The organism is Oleiagrimonas sp. C23AA (assembly GCF_011759385.1).
GTDB lineage: Bacteria > Pseudomonadota > Gammaproteobacteria > Xanthomonadales > Rhodanobacteraceae > Oleiagrimonas.
This window is the reverse complement of sequence record NZ_JAARLY010000013.1, coordinates 57,243-71,832: the sequence shown is the minus strand read 5'-3', so window position 1 is coordinate 71,832 and position 14,590 is coordinate 57,243. Positions and strand designations below refer to the sequence as shown.

The following is a 14,590-nucleotide window of genomic DNA, read 5'->3' as shown; positions in this document are numbered from 1 at the left end:
GCTCCTTAGACCCGCCCGGAAACGTCTAAGGTATCGATGCACGAGAGTCGGCTCCACGGAAACCTACGAAGAACCTTATTTTCAATACCGGGCGGTACTAATTATGCACCCGAGTCGCGACGGACCAGCCATTGTGCGCTGGTCGCCGCCACCGGATACGGGCGCAAGGCCCGCCGGGGCGGTGCTTTTGGGGTACGTCGCAAGCTGATATCTCGGGAGATCACCAAAGTGATGACGAAGACACGTTGGATCGTGCTGGGCGTGGCCGTCCTGGCATTGGCGGGCGCCTATGTCGGCACCCATGGCGGTGGCGCCAAGGCGGCACCGGATAATGCCGCGCCGGCGGCGCCGCAAGTCACCGTGGCCAAGGTGCTGGTGCGTCCGGTGGCCGCATCGGCGGTGTATACCGGTCGCCTGCAGGCGGTCAACAGCGTGCAGGTGCGCGCACGCGTCAGTGGCTATGTGGAGTCGGTGCACTTCACCGAGGGTGCGATGGTGCACAAGGGCGAGCTGCTTTTCAGCATCGATGCACGCCCCTATCAGGCCGAGGTCGACCGGCTGATGGCCAGTCTGGCCGATAACCGCGCCGCGCTGGCTCTGGCCCGCGACAACGCCGCGCGTGGCAAGCAGCTGATCGCCAAGCACTTCATTTCCGCGCAGCAGTTCGATGCGCTGAAGTCGGCGGCCACCAGCGCCGAGTCGCAGATGGCGGCCACCCGCGCGCAGTTGCGGGCGGCGCGCTTGAACTTGTCCTTCACCCAGGTGCGTGCGCCGATCGATGGGCGCATTTCCAATGTGCGCATCACGCCCGGCAACCTGGTCACCAGCTCCGACGTGCTGACCGATCTGGTCAGCGTCGATCCGCTGTACGCGTACTTTGATGTCGACGAGCACAGCTACCTGAGCCTGCTGGGACACGGCCGCGCCAGTGCACGCGGCGCGCAGGCCACCGGGCACGCGCCGGTGGCGATGGGCCTGGCCAACGAGAGTGGCTTTCCGCACGAAGGCCATATCGACTTTGTCGACAACCAGGTCGATGCCGGTGCCGGCACCATTCGCCTGCGCGCGGTGTTCGACAACGCCAACAGCCGGCTGGTGCCGGGCCTGTTCGCGCGCCTGCGCCTTGAGACCGGCGCGCCGCATCCGACCGTACTGATCGACGATCGAGCCGTGGGCACCGATCTTGGCAACCGCTTTGTCTACGTGGTCGATGCCAGCGGGCATGCGCAGTACCGGCGCATTGTGCCGGGCCCTATGTATCACGGCCTGCGCGTGGTCGAGCATGGCCTCAAGGCCGGCGAGCGCATCGTGGTCGATGGTCTGCAGCGCGTGCAGCCGGGCGCCCAGGTGACGGCCACGCAGGCGCCGATGACGCGCCATGTCGGCGTGGACGATCTGGCCGCACTGGATGCCTCGCCCGGTGCGGGCAATACCGCCAGCCGTGCCGCGGCGCGCTGAGTTCGACCGCGGCCATCCCCTTCATGCCGCGCCTTTAGCGGGCGCGGCCCTTCGAGCCCTGCTACCTGGCCCGACATGAAAATTGCCCAGTCCTTCATCGACCGCCCCATTCTGGCGGCGGTGCTATCCATTCTGATCGTGATCGCTGGCGCCATCGCGCTGCCGCTCTTGCCGATCAGCGAATACCCGGAGGTGGTACCGCCCACCGTGGTGGTGCACGCCAGTTATCCGGGCGCCAGTCCGGAAACCATCGCCCAGACCGTGGCCACGCCGCTGGAGACGCAGATCAACGGCGTCGAAGGCATGCTCTACACCTCCTCGCAGTCCACCAGTGACGGTGCGCTGACGCTGACGGTGACCTTTGCGCTGGGTACCGATCTGGACAACGCCCAGGTGCAGGTGCAAAACCGCGTGGCCCAGGCCTTGCCCAAGCTGCCGCAGGAAGTGCAGCGCCTGGGTGTGACCACGCAGAAGGCATCACCCGACCTGACCATGGTGGTGCACCTGATTTCGCCGGACAAACGCTACAACATGCTGTACCTGTCCAATTACGCGCGGCTGCGTGTGAAGGACCAGCTGGCGCGTCTGTCGGGGGTGGGCGATGTGCAGATCTTCGGTGCCGGCGAGTACTCCATGCGCGTGTGGCTGGACCCGCAGAAGCTGGCCGCGCGCAACCTGACCACCGGCGATGTGGTCAAGGCGATCCAGGAACAGAACGTGGAAGTGGCGGCCGGTTCGCTGAATGCGCCGCCGGCGCCGAACAACGCCGCCTTCCAGCTCAACATCAACACGCGCGGGCGCCTGGTCACGGCCGAGGACTTCCGCCGCATCATCGTGCGTACCGACACCGATGGTGCGGTGGTGCATCTGGGCGATGTGGCGCGTGTGGAACTGGGCGCCAACCAGTACGCCCTGCGCAGTCTGCTGGACAACCAGTCGGCGGTGGCGTTGCCGATTTTCCAGCGTCCGGGCTCCAACGCGCTGCAGATCTCGCACGATGTGCGCGCCACCATGGCCCAGCTCAAGAAGTCGTTCCCGCAGGGCATGGACTACCGCATCGTCTACGACCCCACGGTGTTCGTGCGCGGCTCGATCGAGGCGGTGGTGCACACCCTGTTCGAGGCGATCATCCTGGTGGTGCTGGTGGTGATCGTGTTCCTGCAGACCTGGCGTGCCTCGATCATTCCGCTGGTGGCGGTGCCGGTATCGTTGATCGGCACCTTCGCGGTGATGTATCTGGCCGGCTTCAGCCTCAACGCGCTGTCGCTGTTCGGCCTGGTGCTGGCTATCGGCATCGTGGTGGACGATGCCATCGTGGTGGTGGAGAACGTCGAGCGCAATATCGCGCTGGGGCTGGAACCACGCGAGGCGACGCGACGGGCCATGAGCGAGGTCACCGGACCGATCATCGCCACCGCGCTGGTGCTGTGCGCGGTGTTCGTGCCAACGGCGTTCATCACCGGTCTTTCCGGCCAGTTCTACCGTCAGTTCGCGCTGACCATTGCCATTTCCACGGTGATCTCGGCGTTCAACTCGCTGACCCTGAGTCCGGCGCTGGCCGCCTCGCTGCTGAAATCGCACGATGCACCCAAGGATGCCCTGAGCCGCGGCATGGAACGCGGACTGGGCTGGTTCTTCCGTCCGTTCAACCGCTTCTTCGAGCGCAGTTCCAATGCCTATGTGGGCGGCGTGCGGCGTATCCTGAGCCGACGCGTGGTGATGCTGGGTCTGTACGCCGGCCTGCTCGGGCTGACCTGGCTAGCCTTCAACCAGGTGCCCGGTGGTTTTGTGCCGCAGCAGGACAAGCAATACCTGGTGGCCTTTGCGCAGCTGCCCGATGCCGCCTCGCTCGATCGCAGCGAGGATGTGATCCGCCGCATGTCCTCGATTGCCCTCAAGCAGCCGGGCGTGGAGCACGCGGTGGCCTTCCCGGGCTTGTCCATCAACGGCTTCACCAATGCGTCCAACTCGGGCATCGTCTTTGTCACCCTGAAGCCGTTCGACGAGCGTCGCGATGCCTCGCTGTCGGCCGGCGCCATTGCCGGCGCGCTCAATGCCAAGTTCGGTGCCATCCAGGATGCCTACATCGCGGTGTTCCCGCCGCCGCCGGTGCAAGGTTTGGGCACCATCGGTGGTTTCCGCATGCAGATCGAGGATCGCGGCGGCGCCGGCTTCGATGATCTTTACAAGCAGACGCAGAAGCTGATTGTCGCCTCGCGCAAGGATCCGGCACTGGCGGGTCTGTTCTCCAGCTTCCGTGTCAGCGTGCCGCAGATCGATGCCGACGTGGACCGCGAGAAGGCCAAGGCCGAAGGCGTGGACTTGAGCGATGTTTACCAGACCATGCAGGCCTACATGGGCTCGCTGTACGTCAACGACTTCAACCGTTTTGGCCGCACCTATCAGGTGAACGTGTCGGCCGAGCCGCGTTTTCGCAGCGATCTGGCCGACATCGGCCAGCTGAAGACACGCAATGCCAGTGGCCAGCTGATTCCGCTGGGCTCGTTCGTGCACGTGCGCCAGGCCACCGGACCGGACCGGGTGATGCATTACAACGGCTACCCGACTGCCGAAATCAACGGCGGCCCGGCGCCCGGCTTCAGTTCCGGCCAGGCGCAGACGGCGATGGAACAGTTGGCCCAGCGCCTGCTGCCCAACGGCATGAGCTACGAGTGGACCGAGCTGACCTACCAACGCATCTTGCAGGGCAATACCTCGTTCCTGGTGTTCCCGCTGTGCGTGTTGCTGGCATTCCTGATGCTGGCGGCCTTGTACGAGAGCTGGAGCCTGCCGCTGGCGGTGATCCTGATCGTGCCGATGGGCTTGTTGTCGGCCATGAGCGGGGTGTGGCTGAGCCACGGCGACAACAACATCTTCACCCAGATTGGCCTGATCGTGCTGGTGGGCCTGGCCTGCAAGAACGCGATCCTGATCGTGGAGTTCGCGGTCGATCGTCAGCGTGAAGGCATGGATCGCCTGGCGGCGGTGCTGGAGGCGGCGCGGCTTCGTCTGCGTCCGATCCTGATGACCTCCATCGCCTTCATCATGGGTGTGGTGCCGCTGGTGCTCTCGCACGGCGCCGGTGCCGAGATGCGCCATGCCATGGGCGTGGCGGTGTTCGCCGGCATGATCGGCGTGACCGCCTTCGGCCTGATCTTCACACCGGTGTTCTACCTGGTTATCCGTGGCCTGGTCGAGCGACGTCAGGCGCGTCGCGAAGCCGGCCTGCAAGCCCTGGAGGGGAGTGAATGAATCTGTTGCGACTATCGTATCAACGTGTGCCCGAGCCGGTGCTGATGCAGCAGTTCGTGGCGCAGGCGCGCGACCTGCTCGATAGCGAGGACGAGCATCAGCGTCGCCAGCTGGAAGATGCGCTGATCGCGCAGCTGCCGGCGCTCAAGAACTCGGGATTGTTCGAGGTGTTCGAGATTCGTGATCCGGCGCTGCGCCAGATGCTGGCCGATGCCGGCGAGCGGCCACCACGGCGACCGCGTCTGGCCGTGTTCTGATCGCTGGCCAAAGCCCGGTGCCGCCGCTGCACCGGGCTTTTTATAGGTCGCGCTGACGTTCAGAGCGCGTCGGCGGCGCGGTGCAGGTCGTCGATGTGTTCCTGCCACCAGCGCGCTTCGCCGGCATAGGGGAACGCGGCCGGGAAGGCCGGATCGGCCCAGCGCTGGGCGATCCAGCCGGCATGATGCACCTGGCGCATGGCGCGCAGGGCCGGAATCAGCGCCAGTTCGGCCGGGTCCATATCGCCAAACTGCGCGTAGCCTTCCAGCAAGGCGTCCATCGCCGCCTCGCTTTGCGCCAGCATCCACAGATCCTGTATGGCCGGTCCTGAGCGGGCATCGTCCAGATCGACAAAGTGCGGGCCATCGTCCGTCCAAAGCACATTGCCGCCATGGCAATCGCCATGCAGGCGCAGGCCGCGGAACGGCTCGATACGGGCAAACGCGGCCTCGACGCCGTCGTCGATCCGATCCACCGCCTGCTCGTAGGCGCTGTCCAGAAACGGCGGCAGCAAGCCGCTGTCATGCACGGCCTGGGCCGGGGCGTCGATGAACACATCCACGTCGATGGCCTCGCGGTGGGCGAAGCGTGCCCGGCGGCCGACCTGATGCATGCGTGCGATCAGCCGGCCCATCCATTCGCAGTTGTCGCGCGATTCCAGCTGCGGCGCGCGACCGCCGCGGCGCGGGTACAGCGCAAAACGAAAGCCCTGGTGCGTAAACAGCGTTTGCCCGTCGATCACCAGCGGCGCCACCATCGGCAGTTCGGCGGCGGTCAGCTCCAGCGCGAAGGCGTGTTCTTCGAGGATGGCCGCATCGCTCCAGCGGCCAGCGCGATAGAACTTGGCGACGATGAAGCCGCCGGCATCCAGCCCCACTTGGTAGACCCGGTTCTCGTAGCTGTTCAGCGCCAACAGGCGGCCGTCGCTGAGTTGGCCGGTGCTGTCGATGGCATCGAGCACGCAATCGGGCGACAGCGTAGCGTAGGGCGTGTCGCTGGCGCTCATGCGCGCGGGCGGGCCATGCGTGAAGGCACCACCGCCATGGTCAGGCGCGAGATGCACACCAGCGCGCCATCCTCGGCCTCGATGCGGATTTCCCACACCTGCGTGCTGCGGCCCAGGTGCTGCGGGCGCGCCGTGCCGATGACCTGGCCTTCGCGCACGCCGCGCACGTGGTTGGCATTGATGTCCAGCCCCACCGCCACTTCATGCTCGGGGTCCAGCGTCAGCAGCGCCGCGGTGCTGCCCAGGGTTTCGGCCAGCGCTACCGAGGCGCCGCCATGCAGCAGCCCGAACGGCTGGTGCGTGCGCTGGTCGACCGGCATGCTGCCGCGCAGGAAATCGTCGCCGATCTCGGTGATGCGGATGCCCAGCGCCTGCATCAGGGTGTGCTCGCTCCACTGGTTGACGCGCTCGACAGTGGTGTCCTGCTTCCAGATCGACATGAAGATTCCTGCAAGGCTCGGTGTGGCGTGCATTGTGGGTGGACGGCCGGGCGGCGACAATGGGCGCTCATTCGCTTTATCGATTGCCGTGTCCTTCACCGTCACCCTCAAAGCCAGCGGGCACTCGTTCCAGGTCGCGCCCGGCCAGACCGTGCTCGATGCCGCGCAGCAGGCCGGATTGGCACTGCCGTATTCGTGCCGCGCCGGTGTCTGTGGCAGCTGCAAGGCCACCGTCATCGAAGGCGATTGCCATTATCCGCAGCGCCCGCCGTTGGCGCTGAACGCCGCTGAGAAAGCCCACCACGACGTGCTGTTGTGTCAGGCGGTGCCGACCAGCGATCTGTTGCTGGAGGCGCGCGAGGTGGCCTCGGTGGAAGACATGCCGATGCGCCGCTTCACCGCGCGCGTGATCGACAAGCGCCAGGTGGCGCCGGACGTGGTGTGTCTGGCATTGCAGCCGCAGGGCGCGCCGCTGCGCTGGTTGCCGGGACAGTACATCGAAGTGCTGCTCGACGATGGTCATCGGCGCCCGTTCTCCATCGCCAGTGCGCCACACCAGGGCGGCGTGATCGATCTGCACGTGCGTCACGTTGCCGGCGGCGGCTTTACCTCGTGGGTGTTCGAGTCGCTGCACGTGGGCGACACGCTGGAACTGGAAGGCCCCAAGGGCACCTTCGTGCCGCGCGAGGATTCCGAGCGCCCGATCGTGCTGATGGCCGGCGGCACCGGCTTTGCGCCGGTGAAGACGCTGGTCGAGCACTTCATGCATCTGGGCGCGCAGCGGCCGCTGCATCTTTATTGGGGCGCGCGCAGCGCCGAGGATCTGTACCTGCGCGCGCTGCCCGAACGCTGGGCCGCCGAGTGTCCGACGCTGGACTTTCATGCCGTGGTCAGCGACGCCGAGGCCGCGCAGGCCGTCGGCGCGCGTGCCGGCTACGTGCACGAGTGCGTGCTGGCCGATCATCCGGACCTGTCCGGCTTTGATATCTACATGTGCGGGCCGCCGGCGATGATCGATGCCGGACGGCGCGCCTTTGTCGCGGCCGGGCTACCCGAGGAGCGGCTGTATTTCGATTCGTTCGAATACGCCCCCGAGGTGCTGGCGAAGATTCTGGACGCACGCGCCGGCATCCACGGCCTGTAAGGCGTGCGCCGGGCGCGCCGCCGATGCGACGCGCCCCACGTGCTGGGCGATCAGTTGCGGCCCTTGGACACCGGCAGGTCCGCCTGCTTCCACGACATCATGCCGTTGTTCAGGCGATAGACGCGCTGGAAGCCCGCCTTGACCAGGCGCTGCGTGGCCTTGGCCGCGGTCTGGCCGGTCTTGCATACCACTACCACCGGCATGTCCTTGACCTTGGCCAGTTCCTTGTTCTCCGGGTCGAACTGGCTCATCGCCACATGCTTGGCACCGGGGATGTGCGCCTTCTCGTAATCGCCCAGCGGCGAAATATCGATGACCAGCGCATTCTCGCGGTTGATCAGCTGGGTCAGCTGGGCCGGTGTCAGCGACTTGTCCTTGCGCAGCATGTGCATGAGCTGGGTGACGATCAGCCCGACCAGCAAAATCACGAACAGCAGGCACAGCGCCCAGTGGTTGTGGATGAATTCGGGCAGTTTTTGCGGAAAATCGTTCATGGCAGGGTGTCCGGAGCGGGCCGCCGGGCGGCCAAAGACCATCGATTATCCGGGCCTTGGCCGTCGGCGGCAACGCGCGCGGCCTGCGGCATGCGGCCTCAGCGCCGGTCCAGGTCCGGCAGGCCCGATTCCAGCCACCAGTGATGGGCGTCTTGGTCGTAGTGCCAGACCTGCTGGTCGACGATGCTGCGTTCGGCCTGGGTGTTGCGGTTGATCAGGCCAATGCGCACCGCCTGGTGGACTTCATCCTTGCCGGCCGGTACCGGGCCCTGGGCGTCGTCGTAGTCGCTGACGCGCACCTGCGCGTAGCGGCTGCGCTCGAAGTCGCTCATCGGGTGCGCCTGGCGCAACTTCGGGTCGATGAAGGCGGCGGCCTGCTGGAAACTGCCCCAGCGCAGCGCGTTACGATAGGCCGACAGGGTTTCCTGCAACTGCGTCGACTTGCGTTGCTCGGCGATGTTGGCGCAGGCGGCCAGCGCCGTGCAGGCAGCCAGCAGGGTGATGGCGATCAGGCGGCGCATGATGGTTTCCTCCCCGGTCCAGCCTCGCATTGTGCCTTAAAGGCGCGGGCTGGATCAGGCGCGGCGTTTGGCCACGAAGCGCGCGGTCATTTCCGCGGCCGCCCCCTGTGCGCCCGGCACGCGGCAGGCGATCGTGGCGCGGGCACGGCCGCGCTGGGCCAGCGTGGCGAAAAAGCGCGTCCAGTCCGGATCCTCGGTGAGCTCGGCTTCGGCGCTGATGGCCTCCCACACCGGTGCCAGGTAGCGAAGTTCCGAGTTGCCGATGAACAGGTCGCAGTCCTCGCCGGCCTCGCGCAGTTTCAGCTCCACCAGCGACCAGCCGGCCAGGGTCATCAGACTGGCCAGGCTGCCGCCAAACGCGCAGCCCTTGTCGTTGGCGTTGGGCGCCAGTGGCGCGCGCAGCGTGAGGCGCTGGCCGTCGTAGCCGGCCAGTTGCATCTGCATGGCGCGGCTCAATGGAATCGAGTCGAGAATGAAGCGTTCCAGCTCGGTGGCGTTGGCGGGAAGGGGCAGCTCGGTCATAAGCGGTGGTCAGGGCTTGAGCGGCGCGCGGCCGCGATGGTGGCCGAGTCTGACCGGGCCGCCGTGCAGGCGGCAAGTCGGTTAGCATCGACGCCATGTGTGCCCAGGCCGTTTTGTCCGATGCTGCGTTGCGCGGTGCCACCGTGATGCTGATGCGTCCGGTCGCTGCCGACGGGCCGTTGCGCCGGCGGTTGCAGGCGCGCGGTGCCCGCGTGCTGCAGGTGCCGGGTTTCAGTCTGCGCGGGCGTGATGACGATGCCGCGCGCAAACATCTGCGTCAGGCGCTGGCGGCGACACGGGTGATCTTCACCAGTCCGGCGGCGGTGCGGTTTGCGGCACGGCTGCTGCCGCTGGTGCCGATGGGAAGCGTACTGGCGGTGGGCGGTGGTACGGCCAGGGCATTGCAGGCGCAGGGTGTGGAGCACGTCCAGGTGCCCGCCCAGCAACGCAGCGAAGGTCTGCTCGCCTTGCCGGCGTTGCAGTCGGTGCAGGGGCAGTCGGTCGGTCTGGTGGGGGCGGCCGGCGGAAGGCGCCTGCTGCCCGATGCGCTGGTCGCGCGTGGTGCCCGTTTGTTCGAGGCGCATGTCTACGTGCGCTCCGCGGCGCGGCTGGATGCGCGCCATCGCCGCGCGCTCGAGACCGCATCGGCGCCGCTGTATGTGCTGATCAGCAGTGCTGGTGCGCTGGCCCATGTGTCGGCCGGGCTTGGTCCGGCCAACTGGCAGGCATTGACCGAACGCGCCTGCGCGGTGGTCAGTAGCGAGCGCTTGGCGGGTCTTGCGCAAGCCAGCGGTTTCAGGCGCTACGTTCTGGCCGCCTCGGCGCGGCCGGAGGATCTGCTGGCGGCGACCTGCGCGGCCCACCGCGCGCCAGACTGAACGCCATCGCCGCCGGAATGGCGCCGCTTTTCAAATTCGGGCTAGCATGCGCGCATGAGCGAAAAGAATGCGTTGACGGTTTCCGAGCCGCCCGCGCCGCGGCGTCGCGGCTTTGTGGCAGCGCTGGCCCTGCTGGTGGCGGTGGTGGCATTGGCTGCGGCGGCCTTCGGGGGCTGGCGCCTGTGGCAGCTGGCGCACAGTGAGCACGATGCCCAGGCCCGGCTGGGACAGCTGCAACAGCGCCTGTCGCAGCTGCATGGCACCGTGACCGATCTCAGCGAGGAGCGCGCCAAGCTGGCCAAGCAGCTGTCAGCGGCCGACGACACCAACCGCGGCCTGCGCGATCAGCTTTCCGGTCTTTCCGAGCGCACACGGCATCTGGAGGATGCGGTCGCCAATCTTTCGGCCAAGCAGCTGTCCGGCCATGACGGCATGCTGCTGGACGAGGCTGGTATGTTGCTGCGTCTGGGGCAGGCACGTTTCGAGCTGTTTCACGATGCCGGTGGTGCGCTGGCCGCCTATCGTCTGGCCGACCAGACACTGGCCTCGGTGAATGATCCGGCCGTGGCCGGCGTGCGCCAGAGCGTGGCCGACGAGCGCGCCGCACTGGCCGCGCTCAACCCCGAAGCGCGTCAGCAGCAGCTTAGCCAGGTGGCGGCCATGCGCGTGCAGCTGGCCAGCCTGCCGCTGAAACCGCTGGATGATCGCAATCAGGCTGCGCCGCATGGCTTCTGGGCACGCGTGTGGCATGCGCTGTCGCATCTGGTGCGTGTCGATCGCGACAACGGCAGCCCGGCCGGCGCCGCCGATGCACGCATGGCACGTGAGCTGGCGGCGCTGGATCTGGCGCAGGCTCAGGCGGCGCGGCTGGCCTTCGACGAGGACGGTTGGAAGGCCGCACTTAAGCGTGTGCAGGACACGCTCCAAACCTATTTCGATACCGACAATGGGGATGTCAGCGCCATGCAGGCACAGATTCGCCAGTGGCTGCAAAGCGCCAGTGCGCCGGCGCCGCAACTGGGCGGTGCGCTCAAGCAGCTGCACAATCTGCGCGCCGTCAATGACGCCGGCCAGCCGGCGTCGGCCAGTTCCACCCAGGGTGGTCAGCGATGAGGCTGTGGCGCTGGATCCTGTTGCTGATCCTGCTGGCGGCGTTGGCTGCCGCCGGCTGGCACTGGCTGGCGCAAGACCCCGGTTATGTGCTGGTGCGCATCCGCGGCTGGCGCGTGCAGAGCACGCTGGTGGTGGCGGTGCTGCTGGTGGCGCTGGCGCTGTTCCTGCTGGGGCTGGTCTGGCGGCTGCTGAGCTGGCCATTCGGCGCGGTGACGCGCCGGCATCGCCGTATCAGCCGGCAGCGCCTGTCCGAAGGCCTGGTGGCGCTGGCCGAAGGCCGTCATGCCGCCGCCGAGCGCGCATTGGGTCGCGCCGCGCGGCATCATCCGCTGCGCGGTCCGGCCTTGCTGGCCTCTGCCGAGGCGGCCTCGCAACGTGGCGATGTCAGCCAGGCCCAGCATGCGCTGGATCAGGCCGCCGCCGATGTGCCGCAAGCGGCGCGTGTGCTGCGAGCCCGCGTGCTGCGACGTGAAGGTCGCGATGCCGACGCGCTGGCGCTGCTGATGCACGAGGCCGAGGCCGGCAAGCTGCCGCCGGCCGGCTGGCGCGAATATGTCGAGGCGGCGCTGGCGGCGGGCGATCTGGAACACGCCCGCGAAGGCCTGGAGCCGCTGCGCAAGAGCGGCGCGCTGCAAACGCGTCTTTATGCCGAGCTGGAGGCGCGCGTCATCGGCGCCTGGCTGGCTCGCATCGAACGCGCCGACGCCCTGGCCGAGGCTTGGGGGCGGCTGCCGCGCAGCCAGCGACGCGCGCCGGGTGTGGTCGATGCCTATGCGCGCCGTGCCGCCCAGTTGGGTGCCTCGCTGGCGGCGATGGACGAGGTGGAGGCGGCGCTGCGCCGGCAGTGGTCCTCGCCATTGGCGGCCACCTATGGTGCGCTGGAAGGGCGCGATACCGAATCGCGTCTGCGCAAGGCCGAGGGCTGGCTGGATGCGCACACCGATGATGCCGCCCTGCTGGCCACACTGGGGCGCCTGTGCGTGCGTCTGAAACTGTGGGGCAAGGCGCATCAGTACCTGGAACGCTCGTTGCGCCTGGCGCCCAGCTCCAACGCCTGGGAAGTGCAGGGCGATGCGTACCTGGGCCAGGGCAACACCGCATTGGCCCAGCACTGCTACCGCAACGCCCTGCGCCTGGCACGTGGCGAACCGGTCGATGCCTTGCCCGGCACCTCGCCGGTGGCGCCGGGCAGCGAACTGACCGTCACCGAGGAACGTGACGAGCACGGCATGCCGCGCATGCCGGGGCCGCCAGCTGCCTGACACGAGCGGGCGGGTTTACAGCGGTGTCAGGTTGGCGTAGGCCAACACCAGCCATTTGCTGCCGGCATCGTCGAAATTGACTTGCACGCGGGTATGCGCGCCGCTGCCTTCGGCACTGACCACCACGCCGCTGCCAAAACTGGGGTGAGTCACCGGCTGGCCCAGCTTCAGCGGCATGGCTTCGTCCAGCATCGGTTCGGGCGTGCTGTAGCGACCGCCGTAGGCCGGGCGCGAGGTCTGCACGCGCGGGCGCACTTCTTCCATCAGTTCCGGCGGAATCTCGCCAAGGAAGCGCGACGGACGCGCCATCATTTCCACGCCGTGCATGCGCCGCGACTCGGCATAGCTGGCGTAAAGCTTCTGCCGCGCGCGGGTGATGCCGACATAGGCCAGGCGGCGCTCTTCCTCCAGCCGGCCTTCCTCTTCGGTCGAGCGCTGGCTGGGGAACAGCCCTTCTTCCAGCCCGACCAGGAACACCACCGGAAACTCCAGGCCCTTGGCCGAGTGCAGCGTCATCAACTGCACGCACTCGTCCCCGGCGTCGCCCTGACCCTCACCGGCTTCCAGCGCGGCATGTGACAGGAAGGCCGCCAGTTCCGAGAGGCCGGCTTCGACATCGTCGGCGGTGGGCTCGAAGCGCGCGGCGACGTTGACCAGTTCGTCCAGGTTCTCCACGCGTTGTTCGGCGCTGCCGCGGCTGTCGCGCTCGTAGTATTCGCGCAAGCCACTGGAGACGATGGCGTGGTCGATCTGCTCGGCCAGGTTCAGTGCCGTGGCGCTGCCTTCGACCAGATCGCCGACACCGGCAAAGCGCTGGCCCATGTCCTCGATGAAGCTCAGGAAACCCTTGACTGCGTTGCGCGCGCGCGCCGCCAGCGTGCCGCCGGCCAGCTCATTGAGCGAGGCATCCCACATCGACAGGCGTTCTGAGCGCGCGCGTTGGCGCAGCACATCCAGGGTGCGCCCGCCAATGCCGCGCGGCGGCGTGTTAACCGCGCGCTCGAAGGCGGCATCGTCGTGACGGTTGGCGGTCAGGCGCAAATAGGCCAGCGCGTCCTTGATTTCGGCGCGCTCGAAGTAGCGCTGGCCGCCGTAGACCCGGTACGGCAGGTCGCGGCCGATCAGTTGTTCCTCGAAATTGCGCGATTGCGCGTTGGATCGATACAGGATGGCGCAGTCGCTGGGGCTGCCGCCGCCGTCGATGTGCTCGGCAATGCGTTCGATCACATATCGCGCCTCGTCCTGCTCGTTGTAGGCCGCGTACAGGGCGATGGCATCGCCCGTGCCGCCGTCGGTCCACAGCTGCTTGCCGAGGCGATCGCCATTACGCGCGATGACTGCATTGGCCGCTTTCAGGATGGTGGCGGTGGAGCGGTAGTTCTGTTCCAGACGGATGGTGTCGGCGCCGGGAAAATCCTTCAGGTACTGCTGCACGTTTTCCACGCGCGCGCCGCGCCAGCCATAGATGGCCTGATCGTCGTCGCCGACCACGAAGGTCTGCCCGCTGTCGCCGGCCAGCACCCGAATCCAGGCGTATTGCAGCGCGTTGGTGTCCTGGAATTCGTCGATCAGCAGGTGACGCCAGCGCTCGCGATAGTGGGACAGCACCTGCGGGTCGTGCAGCCACAGTTCGTGGGCCCGCAGCAGCAGCTCGGCAAAATCGACCAGGCCGGCGCGGCGGCAGGCTTCCTCGTAGGCGGTGTAGATCTCGATGAAGGTGCGCGTGACCGGATGGTCGCGGTGTTCGATGCCATCCGGACGCTTGCCTTCATCCTTCCAGCTGTTGATGGTCCAGGTGGCCTGGCGCGGCGGGAAGCGTGATTCGTCCAGACCCATGCCGGCGATCACACGTTTGACCAGGCGCTGCTGGTCGTCGGCATCCAGAATCTGGAAGGTTTCCGGCAGTCCGGCCTCACGCCAGTGGCGGCGCAGCAGCCGATGGGCGATGCCGTGGAAGGTGCCCACACTCAAGCCGCGCGTACCGCCGGGCATCAAAGGATCCAGGCGCCCGCGCATCTCGCCGGCGGCCTTGTTGGTGAAGGTGACCGCCAGGATGGCCCAGGGCGGCACGTGCTCGACCTGGCACAGCCAGGCGATGCGGTGGGTCAGGACACGGGTCTTGCCGGAGCCGGCGCCGGCCAGGACCAGGTGGTGACCGGGCGGTGCGCTGACGGCCTGGCGCTGGTCGGCATTGAGCGAATCGAGAAGGTGCGAAACATCCATTGCACCATTGTAGCGGCGG

Annotated in this window: 13 protein-coding genes; 7 read left to right on the top strand and 6 right to left on the bottom strand. The window is 67.3% G+C overall.

Translation table 11 applies throughout. The annotated features are described in order from the left end of the window. Positions 1 to 231 precede the first annotated feature (231 nt). The 3 genes from HBF24_RS16780 (at position 232) to HBF24_RS16770 (ending at position 4,967) form a co-directional block, all read left to right on the top strand. Positions 232 to 1,458 (top strand): efflux RND transporter periplasmic adaptor subunit, encoded by a 1,227-nt coding sequence (locus HBF24_RS16780; protein WP_167175674.1) that lies wholly within the window; start codon positions 232 to 234, stop codon positions 1,456 to 1,458. Positions 1,459 to 1,533: 75 nt separating this feature from the next. Next, entirely contained in the window at positions 1,534 to 4,710 is a 3,177-nt protein-coding gene (locus tag HBF24_RS16775; RefSeq protein ID WP_167175671.1) for a multidrug efflux RND transporter permease subunit, read from the top strand. Next, entirely contained in the window at positions 4,707 to 4,967 is a 261-nt protein-coding gene (locus HBF24_RS16770; RefSeq protein ID WP_167175667.1) for a hypothetical protein, read from the top strand. Before HBF24_RS16775 ends, HBF24_RS16770 begins: the two co-directional genes overlap by 4 nt. 59 nt (positions 4,968 to 5,026) lie before the next feature. Here HBF24_RS16770 and HBF24_RS16765 read toward each other — a convergent pair whose 3' ends face one another. Together HBF24_RS16765 and HBF24_RS16760 are read right to left on the bottom strand one after the other, a co-directional pair. Beyond that, positions 5,027 to 5,974 carry a serine/threonine protein kinase gene (locus HBF24_RS16765; RefSeq protein WP_167175664.1) on the bottom strand — a complete coding sequence of 316 codons (948 nt, stop codon included), beginning with the start codon at positions 5,972 to 5,974 and terminating at the stop codon, positions 5,027 to 5,029. Next, positions 5,971 to 6,414 (bottom strand): hotdog fold thioesterase, encoded by a 444-nt coding sequence (locus HBF24_RS16760; protein ID WP_167175662.1) that lies wholly within the window; start codon positions 6,412 to 6,414, stop codon positions 5,971 to 5,973. The genes HBF24_RS16765 and HBF24_RS16760 overlap by 4 nt, the downstream gene beginning before the upstream one ends. Before the next feature lie 88 nt (positions 6,415 to 6,502). Between HBF24_RS16760 and HBF24_RS16755 the strand changes: the two genes are divergently transcribed. Beyond that, a complete protein-coding gene (locus HBF24_RS16755) occupies positions 6,503 to 7,558 on the top strand; it encodes a CDP-6-deoxy-delta-3,4-glucoseen reductase (protein ID WP_343162792.1) in 1,056 nt (351 codons plus the stop codon). A gap of 50 nt (positions 7,559 to 7,608) precedes the next feature. Here the strand turns inward: HBF24_RS16755 and HBF24_RS16750 are convergent, their stop codons facing one another. From HBF24_RS16750 to HBF24_RS16740, 3 genes are all read right to left on the bottom strand, one after another. Next, on the bottom strand, positions 7,609 to 8,052 hold the full coding sequence (locus HBF24_RS16750) for a rhodanese-like domain-containing protein (protein ID WP_167175655.1): 444 nt from the start codon (positions 8,050 to 8,052) through the stop codon (positions 7,609 to 7,611). A gap of 98 nt (positions 8,053 to 8,150) precedes the next feature. Continuing rightward, positions 8,151 to 8,573 (bottom strand): hypothetical protein, encoded by a 423-nt coding sequence (locus HBF24_RS16745; protein WP_167175652.1) that lies wholly within the window; start codon positions 8,571 to 8,573, stop codon positions 8,151 to 8,153. A gap of 54 nt (positions 8,574 to 8,627) precedes the next feature. After that, complete coding sequence (locus HBF24_RS16740; RefSeq protein ID WP_167175649.1) at positions 8,628 to 9,095, bottom strand: YiiD C-terminal domain-containing protein; 468 nt, start codon at positions 9,093 to 9,095, stop codon at positions 8,628 to 8,630. 95 nt (positions 9,096 to 9,190) lie between these two features. Between HBF24_RS16740 and HBF24_RS16735 the strand changes: the two genes are divergently transcribed. Genes HBF24_RS16735 through HBF24_RS16725 form a run of 3 tightly spaced genes read left to right on the top strand, consistent with a single transcriptional unit; the run spans position 9,191 to position 12,348 of the window. Then, on the top strand, positions 9,191 to 9,973 hold the full coding sequence (locus HBF24_RS16735; protein WP_167175646.1) for a uroporphyrinogen-III synthase: 783 nt from the start codon (positions 9,191 to 9,193) through the stop codon (positions 9,971 to 9,973). A 54-nt stretch (positions 9,974 to 10,027) separates the two neighbouring features. After that, complete coding sequence (locus HBF24_RS16730; protein ID WP_206064402.1) at positions 10,028 to 11,086, top strand: uroporphyrinogen-III C-methyltransferase; 1,059 nt, start codon at positions 10,028 to 10,030, stop codon at positions 11,084 to 11,086. After that, the gene (locus HBF24_RS16725; RefSeq protein WP_167175643.1) at positions 11,083 to 12,348 is read left to right on the top strand and encodes a heme biosynthesis HemY N-terminal domain-containing protein; all 1,266 of its coding nucleotides are present in this window, start codon (positions 11,083 to 11,085) and stop codon (positions 12,346 to 12,348) included. The genes HBF24_RS16730 and HBF24_RS16725 overlap by 4 nt, the downstream gene beginning before the upstream one ends. A gap of 15 nt (positions 12,349 to 12,363) precedes the next feature. Here the strand turns inward: HBF24_RS16725 and uvrD are convergent, their stop codons facing one another. Further along, positions 12,364 to 14,571, bottom strand: coding sequence for a DNA helicase II (gene uvrD, locus HBF24_RS16720; protein ID WP_167175640.1), 2,208 nt, complete (start codon positions 14,569 to 14,571; stop codon positions 12,364 to 12,366). Positions 14,572 to 14,590: the final 19 nt, after the last annotated feature.